Annotated in this window: 15 protein-coding genes and 1 tRNA gene; 4 read left to right on the top strand and 12 right to left on the bottom strand. The window is 71.7% G+C overall.

Annotated features, from left to right (window positions below; translation table 11 throughout):
- Position 1 precedes the first annotated feature (1 nt).
- From ABEA10_RS13050 to ABEA10_RS13040, 3 genes are all read right to left on the bottom strand, one after another.
- The gene (locus tag ABEA10_RS13050; protein ID WP_345462359.1) at positions 2 to 1,096 is read right to left on the bottom strand and encodes an alpha/beta hydrolase; all 1,095 of its coding nucleotides are present in this window, start codon (positions 1,094 to 1,096) and stop codon (positions 2 to 4) included.
- 140 nt (positions 1,097 to 1,236) lie between these two features.
- Positions 1,237 to 4,140, bottom strand: a complete 2,904-nt coding sequence (locus ABEA10_RS13045; protein WP_345462356.1) for a helix-turn-helix transcriptional regulator — start codon at positions 4,138 to 4,140, stop codon at positions 1,237 to 1,239.
- Between the two features lie 214 nt (positions 4,141 to 4,354).
- Positions 4,355 to 4,798 (bottom strand): ATP-binding protein, encoded by a 444-nt coding sequence (locus ABEA10_RS13040; RefSeq protein ID WP_345462353.1) that lies wholly within the window; start codon positions 4,796 to 4,798, stop codon positions 4,355 to 4,357.
- Between the two features lie 439 nt (positions 4,799 to 5,237).
- On the opposite strand from ABEA10_RS13040, the gene ABEA10_RS13035 reads away from it, so the two are divergent.
- Positions 5,238 to 5,311, top strand: a tRNA-Ile gene (locus ABEA10_RS13035).
- 739 nt (positions 5,312 to 6,050) lie between these two features.
- Here the strand turns inward: ABEA10_RS13035 and ABEA10_RS13030 are convergent.
- Positions 6,051 to 6,698, bottom strand: coding sequence for a choice-of-anchor C family protein (locus ABEA10_RS13030; protein WP_345462350.1), 648 nt, complete (start codon positions 6,696 to 6,698; stop codon positions 6,051 to 6,053).
- A gap of 517 nt (positions 6,699 to 7,215) precedes the next feature.
- On the opposite strand from ABEA10_RS13030, the gene ABEA10_RS13025 reads away from it, so the two are divergent.
- Positions 7,216 to 8,121 carry a helix-turn-helix domain-containing protein gene (locus tag ABEA10_RS13025; RefSeq protein ID WP_425550899.1) on the top strand — a complete coding sequence of 302 codons (906 nt, stop codon included), beginning with the start codon at positions 7,216 to 7,218 and terminating at the stop codon, positions 8,119 to 8,121.
- A 47-nt stretch (positions 8,122 to 8,168) separates the two neighbouring features.
- On the opposite strand, the gene ABEA10_RS13020 is transcribed toward ABEA10_RS13025, so the two are convergent.
- The 4 genes from ABEA10_RS13020 to ABEA10_RS13005 form a co-directional block, all read right to left on the bottom strand.
- Complete coding sequence (locus ABEA10_RS13020; protein ID WP_345462347.1) at positions 8,169 to 9,038, bottom strand: helix-turn-helix domain-containing protein; 870 nt, start codon at positions 9,036 to 9,038, stop codon at positions 8,169 to 8,171.
- 179 nt (positions 9,039 to 9,217) lie between these two features.
- Positions 9,218 to 10,180 (bottom strand): questin oxidase family protein, encoded by a 963-nt coding sequence (locus tag ABEA10_RS13015; protein ID WP_345462344.1) that lies wholly within the window; start codon positions 10,178 to 10,180, stop codon positions 9,218 to 9,220.
- Positions 10,181 to 10,348: 168 nt separating this feature from the next.
- Positions 10,349 to 10,819, bottom strand: a complete 471-nt coding sequence (locus ABEA10_RS13010; protein ID WP_345462341.1) for a MarR family winged helix-turn-helix transcriptional regulator — start codon at positions 10,817 to 10,819, stop codon at positions 10,349 to 10,351.
- Entirely contained in the window at positions 10,812 to 10,940 is a 129-nt protein-coding gene (locus tag ABEA10_RS13005; protein WP_329257490.1) for a hypothetical protein, read from the bottom strand. The genes ABEA10_RS13010 and ABEA10_RS13005 overlap by 8 nt, the downstream gene beginning before the upstream one ends.
- A 134-nt stretch (positions 10,941 to 11,074) precedes the next feature.
- Between ABEA10_RS13005 and ABEA10_RS13000 the strand changes: the two genes are divergently transcribed.
- Both ABEA10_RS13000 and ABEA10_RS12995 read left to right on the top strand, forming a co-directional pair.
- On the top strand, positions 11,075 to 11,572 hold the full coding sequence (locus ABEA10_RS13000) for a PH domain-containing protein (protein ID WP_345462336.1): 498 nt from the start codon (positions 11,075 to 11,077) through the stop codon (positions 11,570 to 11,572).
- A complete protein-coding gene (locus ABEA10_RS12995; protein WP_345462333.1) occupies positions 11,569 to 13,086 on the top strand; it encodes a PH domain-containing protein in 1,518 nt (505 codons plus the stop codon). Before ABEA10_RS13000 ends, ABEA10_RS12995 begins: the two co-directional genes overlap by 4 nt.
- Positions 13,087 to 13,089: 3 nt before the next feature.
- On the opposite strand, the gene ABEA10_RS12990 is transcribed toward ABEA10_RS12995, so the two are convergent.
- The 4 genes from ABEA10_RS12990 to ABEA10_RS12975 all read right to left on the bottom strand — a co-directional run bounded on the left by ABEA10_RS12990 (position 13,090) and on the right by ABEA10_RS12975 (position 17,324).
- Positions 13,090 to 13,527 (bottom strand): glycine-rich domain-containing protein, encoded by a 438-nt coding sequence (locus ABEA10_RS12990; protein WP_345462330.1) that lies wholly within the window; start codon positions 13,525 to 13,527, stop codon positions 13,090 to 13,092.
- A gap of 318 nt (positions 13,528 to 13,845) precedes the next feature.
- Positions 13,846 to 15,006 (bottom strand): MFS transporter, encoded by a 1,161-nt coding sequence (locus ABEA10_RS12985; protein ID WP_345462327.1) that lies wholly within the window; start codon positions 15,004 to 15,006, stop codon positions 13,846 to 13,848.
- A 48-nt stretch (positions 15,007 to 15,054) separates the two neighbouring features.
- A complete protein-coding gene (locus ABEA10_RS12980) occupies positions 15,055 to 16,296 on the bottom strand; it encodes an adenylosuccinate synthetase (protein WP_345462324.1) in 1,242 nt (413 codons plus the stop codon).
- Between the two features lie 59 nt (positions 16,297 to 16,355).
- Positions 16,356 to 17,324 (bottom strand): hypothetical protein, encoded by a 969-nt coding sequence (locus tag ABEA10_RS12975; protein ID WP_345462321.1) that lies wholly within the window; start codon positions 17,322 to 17,324, stop codon positions 16,356 to 16,358.

The following is a 17,324-nucleotide window of genomic DNA, read 5'->3' as shown; positions in this document are numbered from 1 at the left end:
GTCAGGCGGCCTTCCGCTTGAGAAAGTCGACGATCTTGGGAAACACGTCGACGTGCGAGTTCTTCCCGATGAACGGATCGATGTGCCCGTAGCCGGGCAGGGTCGCGAACTCGTGCAATCCCGGTGTGATCTTCTCCAGCAGCCCGTAGCAGTGCGCGTTGGAGCCGGGGAACACGTGGTTGTGGTCGCCGGCGAGGAACAGGATCGGCGTCGTGATCTCGGCGGCGTTCGTGAGGTAGTCGTCGGGCAGGCCGGCGTGCCGGAGGTCGGACGGGTCGTACTTGACCGCGTGCCCCGCCCGCACCATCTTCCGGATGTGCCGGTAGTAGTGCGCGCCGGTGGCGGCCAGCAGGTCGGCCATCCGCTCGTGGGTGACCGGCAGCAGGTTCTCGTGCTCGTACAGGGCCGGGTGGCCGCTGCCCCACATGAAGCTCGCCATGTGGCACGAGCTCACGTCGCACTCGCGGTGGAACAGCGATACCAGCCGGGAGAGCAGCCACGCGCGGGTGAGAGTCGGCGCGTGGCTGAAGCGCGGGTCGAGGAACGGCAGGCCCAGGAGGTACTCCTGCACCGCCGGGGCGATCGCGAGTTTCACTCGCGACCAGGTCGGCGGCTGCGGCGTCAGCGAGACGCTGTTGCTCGTGAAGCTGGCAATGTCGTCGACCGCCCCGCCGAACAGGCTCATGGAGAACGCGATCCCGCCGGTGCAGTGCGCGACGACGTGCACCCGGCGGTCGCCGATGTGCGACCGCAGCTCGGCGAGTGCGGCCGGAAAGTCCCAGTCGGCGATGTCGTCGAAGGTGTAGCGGTGCGTCTCGGCGTCGTACGGGAAGCGGCTGCTCATGCGGAAGTCGAGCGCCCAGACGTCGCTGAAGCCCTCGTCGAGGAGGAACGTGGCGAAGTTGCGGTGCTCGGGCATGATGAACATGTCGCTGGAGGCCGTCAGGCCGTGGAGAAGCAGGACGACGTCATCGCAGTCGGCGCGGTGGAACCGCGTGAGGTAGAGGCCGAGGCCGTCCTCGGTCGTGAACGGATGCATCGTGATCCGAGCGTCCGGCACGCCCTCCAGCGTGAACCGGGCGATGCGCTTCTCCATGGTCTTGGTCCCTCCCGTGGGCGGACGGTCATCATCATGCCGAGCGCGGTCGATCGCGCGTGTCGTGGAAAACCCTGACTTCCGCCCTCACCTGCGCTCCGGCCGCCGACGAGGGCGCGTAGCGCGGTGCTTACGCGTGCTCAGTCCTCGGTGAGCCGGGCGAGCGCGTTGACCACGCCGACCCTCGATGTGACGGAGAGTTTGGTGAAGATCCGGGACAGGTGGGTCTCGACGGTGCGGACGCTGATGAAGAGCTTCTCGGCGATCTGCTGGTTGGTGTGGCCTTCGGCGACCAGCGCGGCGACCTCGTACTCGCGCCGGGACAGCCCGTGGGCGCCACGGCCGGTGGCGCCGGGCACCCGTACGCCCTGCCGCCGCAGCTCCCGGATGGCCTGGGCCTGGAGCGCGCGCGCCCCGCACGCCTCGAACAAGGCGCTGGCGGCGCGCAGCTCCTCCCGGGCGCGCTCGCGCTCGCCGACCTCGGCGTACGCGAGGCCGGCGGTCAGCCGGGCGCGGCCGGCGTCGACCCGTAGCTCGGCTCCTTCGAGCACCTCGGCCGCCTCGCGGGCGCTCTCGGCCGCGGCGGCCGGATCGTCCGGCCGCTGAAGGTGGGCGCGTGCCAGTGTGGCGAGGCCGACGCCGGCCGGGACGTTCGGATGCGCCAGCTTGGCCGCCCGCTCGACCCACACCCGCGCCTCGTCGCACCGCGCGCGCTCGGCCTCGATCCGCGCCATCACCTCACAGCACGCCATCAGCGCGGCCGGATCGATCTTGGGCCGGACGAATCCGTTGCAGGCCGTCACCAGGGCCTCGGCGCCCTCGTCGACCCGGCCGGAGTTGACGAGCGCGAGTGCGTGGACGTACTGGGCCATCGCACCCCACCACTCGACCGTGTCGGCGGACATGGCCATGGCCTGCTCCCCGAACCGCAGGGCCTCCTCGTCGTCGCCGGTCCAGCTCGCCACGAGGCACTGCTGGGTCAGCGCCATGACGAGCTCCTGGCCCGTGCCGAGCAGCCGCGCTACCCCGGCGGCCTCCTCGGCGGCGATCGCCGCGTCGGCGAGCCGGCCGAGCATGACGAGAGCGCGCGCCCGGCCGGCCATCAGGTGGGGGACCATGTAGCTCTGCCCGGTGGACCGGGCGACCGTGATGGCGCGGTCGAAGCGCCGCCGGGCGCTCTGGTGCCGTCCCATCATGGTCTCGGTCCAGCACAGCCAGGTGATGATGTCCATCCACTCGGCGAGGTGCTCGTCGGGCGCCGCGGCGACGAGGCGATCGGCCCGGTCGATGTGCCGCACCGCCTCGGCGATGCGCCCGGCGGCCAGCGACGGCAGCGGGCGTAGCGACGCGGTCGCCATCTCCAGCCCTGGTTCCCATTCCGGCGCGCTGTCGGGCATCAGCTCCAGCACGGCGTTGGCGGCCCGGAAGTCGCTGCGGATCAGGCTGTCGGCGACGAGCCGCAGCCGCAGGCGTACGGCGGCGGCCGAGCGCGGGTCGGAGATCCGGTGCAACTCGTCCAGGAGCACGGTACGGCCTTGGTGCGGACGGCCGAGCATGCGTTCCATCAGCGCGCAGACGCGTGCCGCGCGCGACCGCCGGGAGATGTCGTTCGGCGCCAGCAGGCGCAGCGCCTCGCGCGCCATGTCGCGGCCGCTGGTGATCTGGCCGCTCACCGCCTGGACGGTGGCCAGCTCCAGCAACAGCTCCGGCCGCGCCTCGTGGTCGGTCGGCATCAGCCGCAGCCCGGCCTTGAACCAGTGCGCCGCGGTGGCGGGAGCCTGGGGCGCGGCGGCGCGCGCCGCGTCGATGAGCGTGGCGATCGCGCTCTCATCGCCGAACGCGCCCGAGCGTTCGACGTGGCGGGCCCGTACGGCGGCGGTCGCGCCGAGCTGGGTCAGGTGGGCGGCGATCCGCGCGTGCGCGGCGTGGCGCCACCCGGCCGCCGCGGACCCGTACACGGCGTTGCGGACCAGCGGGTGACGGAACCGGAACCGGCCGGGCGTGGCGGGCCGCACGATGTCGCGGGCGGCCAGCTCGCTGATCGCCTCCAGCGCGACGTCCTCCGGCTTCTCGGCGGCGGCCGCGGCCACGGCCGGCTCGAACTCGTCGGCGGCCGCCGCGCCCGCCTGCGCCACGAGCAGCGCGTTGTCCGACAGGCCGCCCAGCTCGGTCTGCAGCGCCGCACGCACGGGCGCGGGCAGATCGTCCTGGTCGTCGCTGCCGGCCTCGGACCGCCGTGCGTCGGGCGGACCCTGTTCCATGCGGGCGAGCGCCTCGAGGTAGAACGGGTTGCCGCCGCTGTCCTCGTACAGCCGCTGCCGCAGCTCCGGGCTCGTGTCGGGGCCGAGGAACTCCGCGACCTCGGCCTCGCTGAGCGGCCCCACCGTGATCTGGTGGCCGTGCGACTCGATGAGCGCCCGCAGCCGCGCCGATGCCTGCGCGGGGCGATAGGCCACGGCGATCAGCACCGGGCCGTGCGGCGGGTGCCGCAGAAGATGGTCGAGCAGCTCCACCGAGCTGTCGTCGGCCCAGTGCACGTCGTCGAGGATCAGCACCAGACCCGACTCGGCGGCCAGCTCGCTGAGCAACTGCCGCACCGCCCGATAGAGCCGGTAGCGTGCCAGCCCCGTCAGGTCGGTGTCGCCCGCCGATGTCACGGGCTTCTCCCCGGACAACGCCGGGAAGATCGTGGCCAGAAGGGCGGCGGGCCCCTCGTCGATGCCGTCCGGCAGGCCCTTCTCCTCCAGGCGGTCGTCGAGCGCGTCGATCACCATGCCGAACGGCATCTCCTGCTCGAACTCGGCCGCGCGTCCCGACAGCGGGACCATGCCGCGACTCCGCGCGCCGGCGACCAGCTCGGCGAGGAGCCGTGTCTTGCCCGCGCCCGGTTCGCCGAACAGGCCGACCAGCGCGGAACCGTCGCCGATCGTGTCGAGGAGCCGGCCGAATTCGGCGAGGACCTCGCGGCGCCCGACCAGCGGGGGGTTCGCTTGCCGGCCCGCTGCCGACGGTGCACCGGTCGGTCCGCTGGCACGCCAATGCATAGGAATCCTTATGGTGGCGGGTACCGCGGGCATACCGAAGTCCGAGGGTTGGTCAGCGGCAGTTTACCGAGACTCAACGGTCACGTCCTGTGCCAAAAGCATGACTATTTATGACCGCTTCTGTGCAGAGTCCGTTTTCCGGGCAGCGGCGGGAACGCTCCTGGCGGACGCGGTCTTTCCCGGTCCTGTAGAGGACCGTGGGCTCTCGCCCGGATCAGTGGACCGCGAGCGCGGCCCACACCGCCTTGCCCATCCCGGGAAGCGGAGTCCACCCCCAGGCGCGGCTGAGCGCCTCGATCACGTGCAGGCCGCGGCCGTTCTCGCAGACGTCGTCGGCGGGGCGCTGTTTGGGGTCGTCCTCGCTAGGGTCGGACACGATGACCACGACGAACGCGCCCTGGCGTACGAGGCTGAGCTTGATCGGCGCGTCTCCGGCCGCGGCGGCGTACGGGGGGACGCCGTGCCGTACGGCGTTGGTGACGAGCTCGGAGATGATCACGGTGGCGTCGTCGACGAGATCGTCCAGTCCCCATCCCCGCAGGGTGGTGGTGGCGAACTCGCGGGCCTGACGGGAGGAGGTGCTCGTCGGCCGCAGTGCGCAGACCGCTCCGTCGGCCCCGTCCGCGCCGGGCTCGAAGACCGTGAGGGGCGGCAGCACATGCGGTCTTCCGCGCGGTACCGCATGCGGACGCCTCATTGCGGGGCGGCCGTCCATGCCGGAACTGCACGCTGTGCTGTACACGGGCATCTGGCGGGCCTCCAGACGGACTCGGGGCGGGACCGAGTGGCTAGATCGGTTATCTTCCTCCGTCCGCGAGAGGGATGCAAGAACTAATGCACACCCAGATGCACGTGCATTTGCTCGCTCGTTTTGGTGGCGGGGTGGACTTGTGTGACTTGAATGCACTGGTGGTCGCGGTGATGGCGGACAAAACGGGCAAGGTGATCGGCGGCGAATGTGACCGCCGTCACGCGATCTTCGTGCGGGATGCGTCCACGTCCGGCCGTTCGGCGTACCGTGGGCGGGGCCGGTGTGTCCGAGTTGCGCCGGGCATGACCCGCCGGGCAAGGTAGGGGGGCTTGATACACCTACGTTCGGGGCGGTAGCTCAGCCGGTCAGAGCAGAGGACTCATAATCCTTGGGTCGTGGGTTCGAGTCCCACCCGCCCCACGGACTCTGGCGACGTATGCCCTTGCGGGCCTTGGTCGTCGCGTTCATTTTGCCCAGGGGGGCGACCCCCTGGAACCCCCGATGTGGGGGCTTTGCCCCCACGCCCCCATGCGGGGGCTTCGCCCCCCGCGCCCCCGTCCGGGGGCTTCGCCCCCCGCGCCCCCGTCCGGGGGCTTCGCCCCCCGCGCCCCCGTCCGGGGGCTTCGCCCCCCGCGCCCCCCTCTGGGGGCTTCGCCTCCCGCGTCCCCATGCGCGTCCCCGTCTGGGGGCTTCGCCCCTGTGCCTCTGTGGGGTTTTGCCTCTGCATCCCCACGTGGCTTGGGGGTTGGTCTTGTTTCGGGAGTTGTCAGGGTTGGGCCTGGGTGGGCCGTAGTTGTCGGGGCGAGTTCTCGTTTACAAGGGGGGAGTTTCAGGTCGGTGTCGGTGGGCTTGGCCGGGGGGCGCGGCGAAGGGGCACACCTCCCAAGATGTCGATGGTCGGGCCTTCCTGGTCGGGTTCGGTCCGGCGGCGGGGCTCGGGGAGCGCGTCCACCGCGTCCACACGAAGTGACCGGATGTCCATGCGATTCCCCTGCGACCGCCACGGAACGCAACTCCCGAATGGTAGGGATCACGACTCCCCGCGATCCTTGGACCCCCCATTCGCCCTGTCGCTCGGCTCGGGACGCCCGCCGTGGAAAAGCGGTAGGCCCTTGTCCACCCGGTGCGGTGGGCAAGGGCCTGTGTCGCCGGCGGTTCGTTACGGGCGGACGAGACGGCAGTCGGCCGGGTTGGACTGCACGACGCTCACCGCGTCGATCACCGGGCCGTAACCGCCGCCCGTCGTGCTGGCGAAGGTGAGCGTCGAGTTCGACGCGAAGGCGCGGAACCGGAACCGCTCCGCGACGTAGCCCATGTTGGTCCGCGACTTGCCCGCCGTGTTGAAGATGAAGTTCTTCTGGACGGTGGGGTGCGCGAGTGTGTGCTGGACCACCCGGGCGTAGCCGCGCTTGACCGTCGGGCCGCCGTCCGGGTTCCCGGCGAGTGCGAAGGTCACGGTGTAGCAGCCTCCGATGCGGGTCGCGAGGCGCTGCTCGACCGTTCCGGACTCGCTGCCCTCCAGGTCCAGCGACTGGCGGCCGTCGGCGGTCTGCCAGAAGCTGGCGCCCGTCAGGTCGACGTTCCCCTGGGTGACGCGCCACGGGCCGATCGTGCTTCCGGTGCCGTACCGGATGAAGGCGTTGGCCGGGATGGCCGGTGCCTCGAATCCACCGTTGACGAGGGCCGGCGCCGGAGCCGGCGCGGTGCGGGCCTGTGCGGCCGGTGCGGCGGCGGCGATGGACAGTGCGGCGGCGCAGACCGGCGGCAGGGCCCTGACCAGGCGGGAGACTTGCGGACTACGAGGCATGATCCTTCTCCTTGATTGCGATCTGTTCTCGGGCGGGAGTTGAGTCCGAAAACACCCCCTCAATCCCGCCGAGCACCTGCTGTAATTGAACAACAGCTCTCCGTGATCGACGGGAGCCACGCCGATCCCGGAGAAGACGAAATGGCAGTTCAGATGTCACCCGCGACGGCCTGATGGCAGGATGCGGGCATACGTACGCGCGACAGGTGCACGCGCGTTGTGGCGCGTTCCAATGGCCGGATTCGGCCAGTGGCGGAAAATTTCGGACTGACCGGTCAACTGGCTGCAAAGTGCCGAAATGCGGATCGCTTGCGGCTTCGCCACGTGTGTGAGGTGCGGCGCTCGACTCGCGGGCCGTCCGCGCCGGAATGGCCGGCCCGTGGGCGCGTCGGCCGCGCGGCTCCGTCGCTCGTTGAACGTTCTACATCCCGCTGACGCAGCGACGCTACCTTGGGGGTTGCATCGGTAACGGTGAGTGGGACACTAGGCCGATTCCAGTGTCCATAGGGGAAAGCACATGATCGGGTCCCAGCCCGGCGGCGATGCGGCCGTCACCAACATGTTCGGTCATCACCGTGGTGGTCCCACCGTGCTGCGGATCGTGCTGGGTTCCCAGCTGCGCCGGTTGCGTGAACAGCGGCAGATCACCTGCGAGGAGGCGGGGGAGGCGATCCGTGCCTCGCACTCGAAGATCAGCCGCATGGAGCTCGGCCGCGTACGGTTCCGGCGCCGCGACGTCGCCGACCTGCTCACGCTGTACGGGGTGACCGGCCCGGAAGAGCGCCAGGCGATGCTCGCGCTGGCCGACCAGGCGAACGAGCCCGGCTGGTGGCACAGCTACTCCGACATCCTCCCGTCCTGGTTCGAGGTCTACATCGGCCTGGAGGAGGCCGCGTCCCGCATCCGCGCGTACGAGGTCCAGTTCGTCCCCGGCCTGCTGCAGACCGAGGACTACGCGCGCGCCGTCACGCTGCTGGGCCACCCGGACGCGCCCGGCCACGAGGTGGAGCGCCGCGTCGGCCTGCGGATGCGGCGGCAGTCGCTGCTGGAGGCCGAGGAGCCCCCGCACCTGTGGGCGGTCGTCGACGAGGCCGTGCTGCGGCGCCCGCTCGGCGGCGCGCAGGTCATGCGCAAGCAGCTGCGGCATCTGCTGGAGATGACCGAGTCGCCGAACGTCACGCTGCAGGTCGTCCCCTTCGAGCTGGGCGGGCACGCGGCGGCGGGAGGGCCGTTCAGCATCCTGCGGTTCGCCGAGCGCGACCTGCCCGACGTGGTCTACCTCGAGCAGCTCACCAGCGCGCTCTACCTCGACAAGCGCGAGGACGTCGACCACTACCTCGCGGTCATGGAGCGGCTCTGCATCGACGCCGAGCCGGCCACCGCGATCCGCGACACGCTGAACCGCATCCTCAAGGAGACCTGAGTCACCCTGAGCCGGGCTGATCGCGAAGGAGCGCGCGGGGATCCGGCTCAGATCTCTCGGATGATCTTGCTGATCAGGTCCATCGACTCCTGCGGCGACGCGCTCTGCACGCACAGGCGTTCCATCGTGGCGCCGTAGCTGTCCATGTCGTCGTCGCGTTCGAGGTACATCGCGCCGGTGAGCTGCTCCACGTACGCGATGTCGTGCAGCTCGGGCTCGGGGAAGCGCAGGATGCTGAACGCCCCGGCCTCACCGGCGTGCCCGCCGACGTGGAACGGCATGACCTGCACCGTGATGTGCTGGAGCCGCGCGGCGTCCAGGAGCGCCCGCAGCTGGGCGCGCGTCACCTCCGGGCCGCCGATCGGACGCCACAGGGCCGCCTCGTCGATGACGGCCCACAGGCGTGTGGGGTTCGAGGCGGTCAGGATGCGCTGGCGCCGCAGGCGCAGCTCGACCCTGCGGTCGACCTCCTCGGCCGACAACATCGACCGGCCCTGGGAGATGACGGCGCGCGCGTAGTCCTCGGTCTGCAGCAGACCGGGGACGAACTGCACCTCGTACGTGCGGATGACCTGCGCGGCCTCTTCCAGGTCGACGTACGGCCGGAACCAGGCGGGCATCGCGCCGCTGAAGGCCTGGAGCCACCCGGGCCGGTTCGCCTCCTGTACCAGGGCCAGCAGGGCGTCGCGCTCCTCCTGACGGTCGATGCCGTACAGCTCCAGGAGCCGCTTGACGTCGTCCTCGTCGAGACCGGCACGGCCGGTCTCGACCCGGCTCAGCCGCGACTCGCCGACCCCGATGCAGTCGGCCGCCCGACGCCGGTCGAGTCCGCAGGACTCGCGCAGCCGGCGCAGCTGTGCGCCCACGATCCGGCGGCGGACGGTGGGACGGTTCGCCGAATGGGCCGCGACCGCCAAGACGCCACCTCCGATCACCACAACGCGGGCAGAGTCTGCCATTGATTACCACCGGTGAACAGCCCTGGCGGGAAAACCATTTCGCCATGGCTCCGCTGATTACACCAGGAGGTGAGGACCCGGGCGAATCGCCCTTCGGTAGAGACGTCGCGCGTCCCGTCCGTGGACGGGGGAGGGGATCAGAGTCCGTCGGTCTTCATCCGGTGGAGCAGCATGTCGGCGGCGGCGCGGTAGCGGGGGTCGGGCAGCAGGGCGTACTCCCGCTTGCACGCCTCGGCCAGCTTGATCGTGTGCTCGTCGCCGAAGTCGACGGCGTCGACGAGGAGGCGCTCGGTCGAGGGCGGCTCGTAGCCGGGGGCCGACGCCGGGGCGTCGCCGCCTCCGCTCGGGAAGGTGTCCCACATCGCCGCGGCGGCCTGGCGCAGCGTGTCGTACGCGGGCCGGTGGAGATCGGCCGGGAGCAGCGGGAGGAACAGCCGGAGAGCCGCCGGCGCGGTCACCGAGTGCACGAGCGGGACGGAGGGGCGTGGGACATGCTCGGCGTACAGCCCGGCGGTGGTGACGGTCAGTGCGCTCAGCGACAGGCCGATGTCCTCACGCGCGGCCGGCAGGAGCCGCAGGCTCTTCTCCGAGGCCGCCGGGACCGGCGTGTGGCGCGCCGCCCAGTAGCCCAGCCCGTGCGCGAGCTCGCGCAGCTGCAATGGGCCGGGCTCGTCGGTGGCGGCGAGGCTGCGGACGGCGTGCGCGGTGCGGATGAAGCCGTGGGTGAGCATGCCGTACATGCCGGGCAGCAGGCGTGGCCACCACTCGAGCAGGACCTCCGGCCACGGCCTGCTGGAGAGCCGGGCGTCGAACATGTCGACCCAGTCGAGCACGCGCCGGAAGTCGCCGAGCGCGGGCCGCCATTCGCCGGGGTCGTCGCCGGACAGGGGAGTGCCGCCCGCCGGCGGGTCGAGGTAGGCGCGAAGCCGTTTGTTCCGCTCGACCCAGGTGGCGACGAGGTCGCGGCAGCCGACGGTGGCCAGGGTCTCGGCGACCATCGGGGCGTGGTTGACGAAACCGGGCCCGAACTCGAATCCCACGCCCCGCAGCCGGTCGAGCGCGTCGTTCACGGCGTCGCCGTACGAGATCGTGCTGCTCATCCCGGGGGGCCTCCGCGAAAGCACGAGAGAAGGTCCTGCGTTGCCATTATATCATATCTGTTAACTAACTATGACTCTCGTTGTCAACTAGCTAGCTGATTAATCTGCAAATAGGTAAATGCAGAGAATGTAATCGCCAACCGGCGCCGCGGGTTCGACGTGCCGTGTTCAGCGGCGGGTGGACGCCTGGCGGCGCGACGGGCTCGCCGACTCGATGTTCTCGATCACGCGGTCGAGATAACCCACGAACTCCTCGATCTCCCGCGGGGAGAAGCCCTTGAACACGGCGTCGCGGCCCGCGCTCACGATGTCCGACAGCCGGGAGTACATCGCCTCCCCCGACTCGGTCAGTCGGACGACGGCCGCCCGGCGGTCCGCGTTCGTACGGCGCCGCTCGATCAGCCCCTCGGCCTCCATCCGGGCGAGGCGACGGGTCAGGGTGGGGCCCTCGACGTTCAGCATCCCGGCCAGCTCCCGCTGGATCACCGGGCCCCGGGCCTTCAGCGCGAACAGCGCCGTCCACACGGCGAAGCTCGACCCGGCGGCGGCCAGCCGCTGTTCGAGATGGCCTCGCGTGGCCTTGGCCGCGAAGCTGAGTCGGCGCCCCAGCGTGTGCCTGGCATCCGCCCCGTCACGCATCGTTCACTCCCGCGGGCTCGGACCCGGCGCAGGGCTGCTCATCCTGTTCCGGGTCATCCTGTTCCAGGTCGTCCAGGGCCTGGCCCGCCGCGGTGATGTCTCCGCAGGTGATCGCCATCATGCACGTCTTGTTCCCCGGAGAGAAGCGTGCCGTGATCTTCGGCGCGTTCGACGGCGACTCGTGACATTTGTAATGGTCTAATCAGGGACGTGCCGCTGTTCAGCGAGACGGCATGCTCTGCCAGGATCGACGACATGGAGTCATCGGAGGTGAGCCTCCGGCCACCGCGGCACCGGGTGAGCCGGCGGGCCCTTGCCTACTGGGCGGTCCGCGCCGCGGCCGGCTGGCTGGTGCTGCTCGCCGCCGAGATCGTCTGGCTGGCCGAGGACACGGCGCGTCTCGGCGCGCACGTCGCCGGGCTCGTCCTGACGGTGGTCGTGGCCGCGGCGCACGTGACCGTCATGCCGCAGTGGCGTTACCGCGTGCACCGGTGGGAGTCGACCCCCGAGGCGGTCTACACCCAGTCCGGCTGGTTCAACCAGGAGCGGCGTATCGCGCCGGTCTCGCGCATCCAGACCGTCGACAGCGAGCGCGGGCCGCTCGAGCAGCTCTTCAGGCTCGCCAACGTCACGGTGACCACGGCGTCGGCGGCCGGCCCGCTGAAGATCCACGGCCTTGACCGCGACACCGCGCAGCGGCTCGTCGACGAGCTCACCGAGGGCACCAGTGCCGACCGGAGCGACGCGACATGAGCGAGACGGACGGGTGGCGGCGGCTGTCCGGGCGGATGCTGGTGATCCACCCGATCCAGGAGCTGCTGCGCGCCTGGCCGGTGCTGGTCGGCCTGGTCTTCGCGGGCACCGCGGGCGGCCAGGGCTCGTGGTGGAGCCTGACCGGGACCATCGCCGTGGTCGCGGCGGGCATGCTGCGCTGGTTCACCACGACCTACCGGATCTCGGCCGAGCAGGTCCAGGTGCGCAGGGGCCTGTTCCGGCGGCAGCTGCTGACCGTCCCCCGCGACCGGATCCGTACGGTCGACGTCACGGCCAACCTCCTGCACCGCTCGCTCGGGCTGGCCAAGGTGGAGGTCGGCACCGGCCGTACGGACCGCAAGGACGAGGCGGTCAAGCTCGACGCGCTGCACGTCGCCGAGGCCACGCGTCTGCGCGCCGAACTCCTCCACCGCGCACCGGCGCGGCGCGATACGGCGCGAGAGGACGCAGCGCGGGAGGAGACTGCGGCCCCGCGCGAGGCGCTGCTGGCGAGCGTGCCCGCGGCGTGGGTACGGTACGGCCCGTTCACGCTGACCGGCCTGGTCACCGTCGGGGTGATCGCCGGTGTCTTCGGGCGGGCCGTGAACGAGGCGCACCTCGACCCCGGGCGGCTGGGGCCGGTGAGCGAGCTGCTGAACCGCTGGGAGAACGCCGGGCTGCCGGTCGAGATCGCGGTGCTGGTGGCCGTGCTCGTCGTCGCCGTCGCGGTCGCCTCGACGCTCGGCTACGTCCTGGCGTTCTACGGGTTCCGGCTCAAGCGCAACGCCCTGGGCACGGTCCACGTCACCCGCGGGCTCATCACCACCCGCTCGATCACGATCGAGGAGCGGCGGCTGCACGGCGTCGAGATCAGCGAGCCACTGCTGCTCCGCGCCGTTCGCGGCGCCCGCTGCCTGGCCATCACCACGGGCCTGCGCGTCGGCCGCGGGGCCGAACGCGGCGGGTCGCTCCTGCTGCCTCCGGCGCCGCGCGCCGAGGCCGAACGGGTCGGGACGCTCGTCCTCGGCCGTACCGCGCCGGTGACCGCGCCGCTCACCGCGCACGGACCGCGAGCGACGCGCCGCCGCCACACGCGTGCCGTCGGCCTGGCCGCGCTCGCCGTCGCGGCCTGCCTCGTCCTGTCGTGGACGGCCGGGCTGCCGGCGTGGGTCTGGCGTCTGTCGCTGGTGCTGCTGCCGGTCGCCGCGTTCCTCGCGTGGGACCGCGCGCGATCGCTGGGCCACGCCCTCATCGAGGCGACCCTGGTCAGCCGCCGGGGCTCGCTCGTACGGCGCCGGAGCGCGCTCGCGTGCGAGGGCATCATCGGCTGGAACCTGCGGCAGTCCTTCTTCCAGCGCCGGGCAGGCCTGGCGACGCTCGTCGCCACGACCGCGGCCGGCCGTCAGCGGATCGACGTGCAGGACGTCCCGCTCGGCGAGGCGCTCCGTCTCGCGGATGAGGCGCTGCCCGGCCTTCTCACCCCTTTCCTCGATGCGGACGGCCGAGACGTTTGACTTCTAGTGGCCGCCGGAGCAGCAGCGTTCGCAGTTGGCCGAGCAGGCGGCCCGGTCCACGTCCCACAGCTCATCGTCCACCGGTACGCCGGACCGCCGCATGACCTCGGTGGTCGTGGCGTTCCGCGCGGCGGCGTCGACGCGCTCGCCGCGCGCGTCCTCGGGCGCGTGGTGGATGAAGTGCCCCGCGACGCGGTCGCAGAAGTCGGCGTACTCCCGCGTGTGCAGGATGAAGGCGTGCCAGCCGTGGTCGACCGCCTTCGACGGTGCGAGCGGAGTCTCCGGATTGCGGGCGCAGGCGACGAGGAAGGCCAGGGCCTGCCGCATGATGCGCTCGGCGCGTTCCCGGTCGACCTTCGCGTCGCGCTCGACGCGCGCGGCGAGCCGGTCGAAAAGGGCGGCCGGGACCAGAGTCTCCAGAACGGTCGGCTGCGCGGTCATGAGTCCTCCTTCGTCGGAGGGAGTGACCACGGGGGCTGTGCTTTCGGTTCCCTCGCTGCGCTCGGTCACGACAGTCATATCTGCCCACTCCTTGGTTTGTCGGGTGCCTGGCCGTATGCGCACCCCGGCCGGCGCCTCCCGAAGCGGGATCGGCACCGCCGGCCCGGCGTGTCCGTGATCCGCCGCCGGCGACCAGTGATGTTCTCCCTGGCAGATACCCGCCCGTCGCACTCCTGACCCCCCAACGGGGTCGACACGCCCGAGCGCTCGCGTCCTCACTCGCTACGCGGACGGCTCGTCCCTCACCGGCCGCTCCGGTCAGTCGCGGGCCGCCCGCAGGGCGCCAGCGGGTACGGCGATGAGCGCGGTCATCACGGTGACGAGCGTCAGCGCGACCGCCAGGGACGTGCCCTGTGCGACGAAGCCGATGATGGGCGGGGCCAGCAGCCAGCCGGCGTACCCGACCGTGGCGACGGCCGCGACCGCCGTGCCCGGGTCGTGACCCGGTGTGCCGCCCGCGGCGCTGAACGTCAGCGGAACCACCGTGGCCATGCCGATCCCGAGGATGGCGAACGCGACGATCACCACCGCCGTCATCGGTACCAGGAGGCCGAGCGCCAGTCCGCCGGCACCGGTGAGCGCCGCCGCGCGGACGAGCCGGGCCGAACCGACCCGTTCGACGAGCCGGTCACCCAGCAGGCGGGTGCCGGCCATGGCCAGGGAGAACGCGGCGTATCCCCAGGCGGCGACGTCCTCTGTCGCGTTCGCGGCGGTGTGGAGGTACACGGCGCTCCAGTCCGCGGCGGCGGCCTCGGCGAACAGTCCGCAGAAGATGACCGCGCCGAGCAGGAGCAGCCCGCGGTCGGGGATCGCGAAGACCTTCCCGGCGGCCGCCCGCGGCGCCGGGATGAGCCAGAACCCCGACACGAGGCTGATCACGCCCAGCACGATGCCGACGATGAGCAGGTGCGTCGGGGCACCCATGTCGGCACGGGCGGCCAGGCCCGCGAGTCCGGAGCCGGTCAGGCCGCCGATGCTCCAGATGCCGTGCAGCCCGGACATGATCGAACGCCCGTACCTCTCCTGCACGACGACCCCGTTGGCGTTCATCGCGACGTCGAGCACGCCGCTGGTCGCGCCGAACAGCACGAGCGCCGCGAAGATCGTGGGCAGCGAGGGCGCGAACGCGATGAGCGAAACGCTCACCGCCATCGTGATGCCGCCGATCCGCGTCATGCCCCGGCTGCCGAACCGCGCGATCAGCCAGGCGGCGAGCGGCGCGGCGACCAGCCCGCCGACGGCGGCCCCCATCAGCGCCACGCCCAGCCCGGCGGATGACAGGTGCCGCGCCTCCTTGACCCAGGGGACGCGGCCGGCCCAGCTGCCCGCCGCCACACCGTGCAGACCGAAGGTCACGGCCACCGCCAGCCGCGCTTGACGGTCACGTCGGACAGGGGCGGTGACGGCGGTCGTCGTCATGGGTCAATGATCGCGGACGGAGAGCGATGTGCCGACCACGCCGACGCGTCAGGCGACCGCCTGAACCCGCCGCACCGCGGAGACTCCGCTGGTCGACGCGGCCTTGTCCCACGCCGTCGGACCGTGGGATCGGATCCAGATCGGAACGCCGAGGGCGTCCTCGATCGCACCGGCCGGATCGTCGCCCAGCGGTTCGTAGTGAGGGCGCGCGGTCAGGAGCCGTTCGCTGAGCAGCGCCTGGCCGGCCAGGTCCGCGGCCGGGGCGATCCGGTCGCCGATGTCGTAGGCACCGCAGATGAGCGGGGCGGGCGCGTCGAGGTGCGTGACGGCCAGGGCGTCCGCGCCACCGGACACCGCGAGCGCGTACCTCAGCGCCACCGCGTCGAGGTGCCCCGTCCGGAACTCCCCCTGCCACCGGCCGTGCCGGTTGTGCGGCTCGGGCCGGTCGAGCTTCGGGTCCTCGGTCACGAACGGGCCCGGCCCGTGCCGTGTCTGGTACGCGCGCAGCACGCCCACCCGCCGTACGCCCCCACCGCGCGCGGAGGGACCCGCCTCGTCGAGCAGCGTCTCGGCGTTCGCGAACGTCGTCGTCGACCACGTGGTGTACGGGTGGAAGCCGAAGCGCTCGTCCAGCAGCACGCCCTGCGCGCCCTCGAACACGACGGGACCGCGGCGCAGCAGCCCCGGCAGGAGGTCCTCCCCGGTGATCCGCACCCGGGACGCGAAGGCGGTGAACGCGGTGACGCAGTCATCGACCGCCGGCACGTCGAGCGGCCCGAGCTCGTCGAAGAGGTGGTCGCGCAGGAGGCCCAGCCGGCGGCGCAGCCGCGCGGGGGAGCGGCAGTCGCCCACGCGAGGGGCCTCTTCACTGGCCAGGGCGTACGACGCGGTCTCGCCGATGCCCATGCCGCACGAGCCGTGCCGCAGCGCGGTGTCCCGCGCCCGGTTCGCCGCGCGGTGGTACGGCGTGGTGAGCAGCGCGTCGCGGTCGACGGTCAGCCGCTCCAGCGCGTCGCCGGCGCCGACGGCCGCCAGGTGAGCGGACTCCGCCGCCAGCGCGAGCGGGTCCACCAGCATGAACCGGGACAGGTGCGTCACCACGCCCGGCGTGAACGTCCCCGAGCCGAACTGGGCGAACGTGTGGTGCCGCCCGTCGGGGGTCACGACGTTGTGCGCCGCCTGCGCGCCGCCGTTGAACCGCACCACCGCGGCGTACGGGCCGCGGGCGCAGAGCCAGTCGACGACCGTGCCCTTGCCCGCGTCCCCGTACCCCAGATCGACGACGATCACATGTTCGGCCCCCGAATCCTCCTTCGCCGGAGGAGGGACCGGGCGGGTGACTCGCTCGCTCACAGGCGCGTGACGTCGGTGTCGGCCGGGTCGAGGCCGGTCGGGGCGGGCGCGACCGCGACCGCGCCGCGGCCGGCGCTCAGCGGGGCGAGGGCGCGGGAGACCGAGTCGCCGGCGCTGGAGCCGAACTCGCGCAGGTGATCCAGGCCCTCGTCCAGGTCGACCGCGTCCTCGGCGAGGCCGACGGTCAGCGCGATCGTCTCGCAGACGGCGTCGAGGTCGTCCAGGCGGATGACGTTCTGGCCGAGGTGGCCGCGCCAGAAGTCGAGCAGGCGGCCGTCGCGGGAGTGGCTCGCGCCCTCGGGGATGATGAAGTACACCTCGAACTTGCGCTTCAGCTCGGCGATGATCGATGCCAGCGGGACGTCCTCGCCCGGCTCGCCGCCGATGACGCGTCCGATCTCCCGCGCCTTCACCTTCGGGTAGGCCAGCTCGTCGCCGATGAGGAACAGGTAACCGCGCCGCCCCCGCTTCTCCAGGCAGTCCATGGCCGTGTGCCGCGCCATGAAGTACATGGCCAGCTCGTACGACTCGGTCATCTGGCCGCCGCCACCGCCCTCGAGCAGGATCTTGCCGAGGTCGTCCTCCATCCGGTTGTCGGACTCGAACTGGCCGACCTGCAGGGGCGCCCGGTCGCAGGTGGCGTCGCCCACGGCGCCGAACAGGATCTGCGGGTGCTCGACGTACCCCTTGCGCATCAGCAGGCCGAGCAGGTCCGGCAGCTTCGACTGCAGGGTGCGCGGCACGGTCAGCATCGACCCGGTGACGTCGAACAGCACGGCCAGCGCGAGTGACTCGGGGTGCTCGTCGCTGTCGCGGCTCTCGCGCACGGTCACGCCGTACGGGTCGAGGTCCTCGTGCACGGCGCGCGCGCCGCCGTCGCTGTAGGCGAACGCGCTGATGCCGTTGGCCGCCCGGTAGTGGGCGTTGGCGTTGAAGACGTCGGTGGACCAGTTTCCGCTTCCCAT

It is taken from the genome of Actinoallomurus oryzae (assembly GCF_039541955.1).
GTDB classification, from domain to species: Bacteria; Actinomycetota; Actinomycetes; order Streptosporangiales; family Streptosporangiaceae; genus Actinoallomurus; species Actinoallomurus oryzae.
This window is presented reverse-complemented; position numbering and strand designations above follow the sequence as displayed.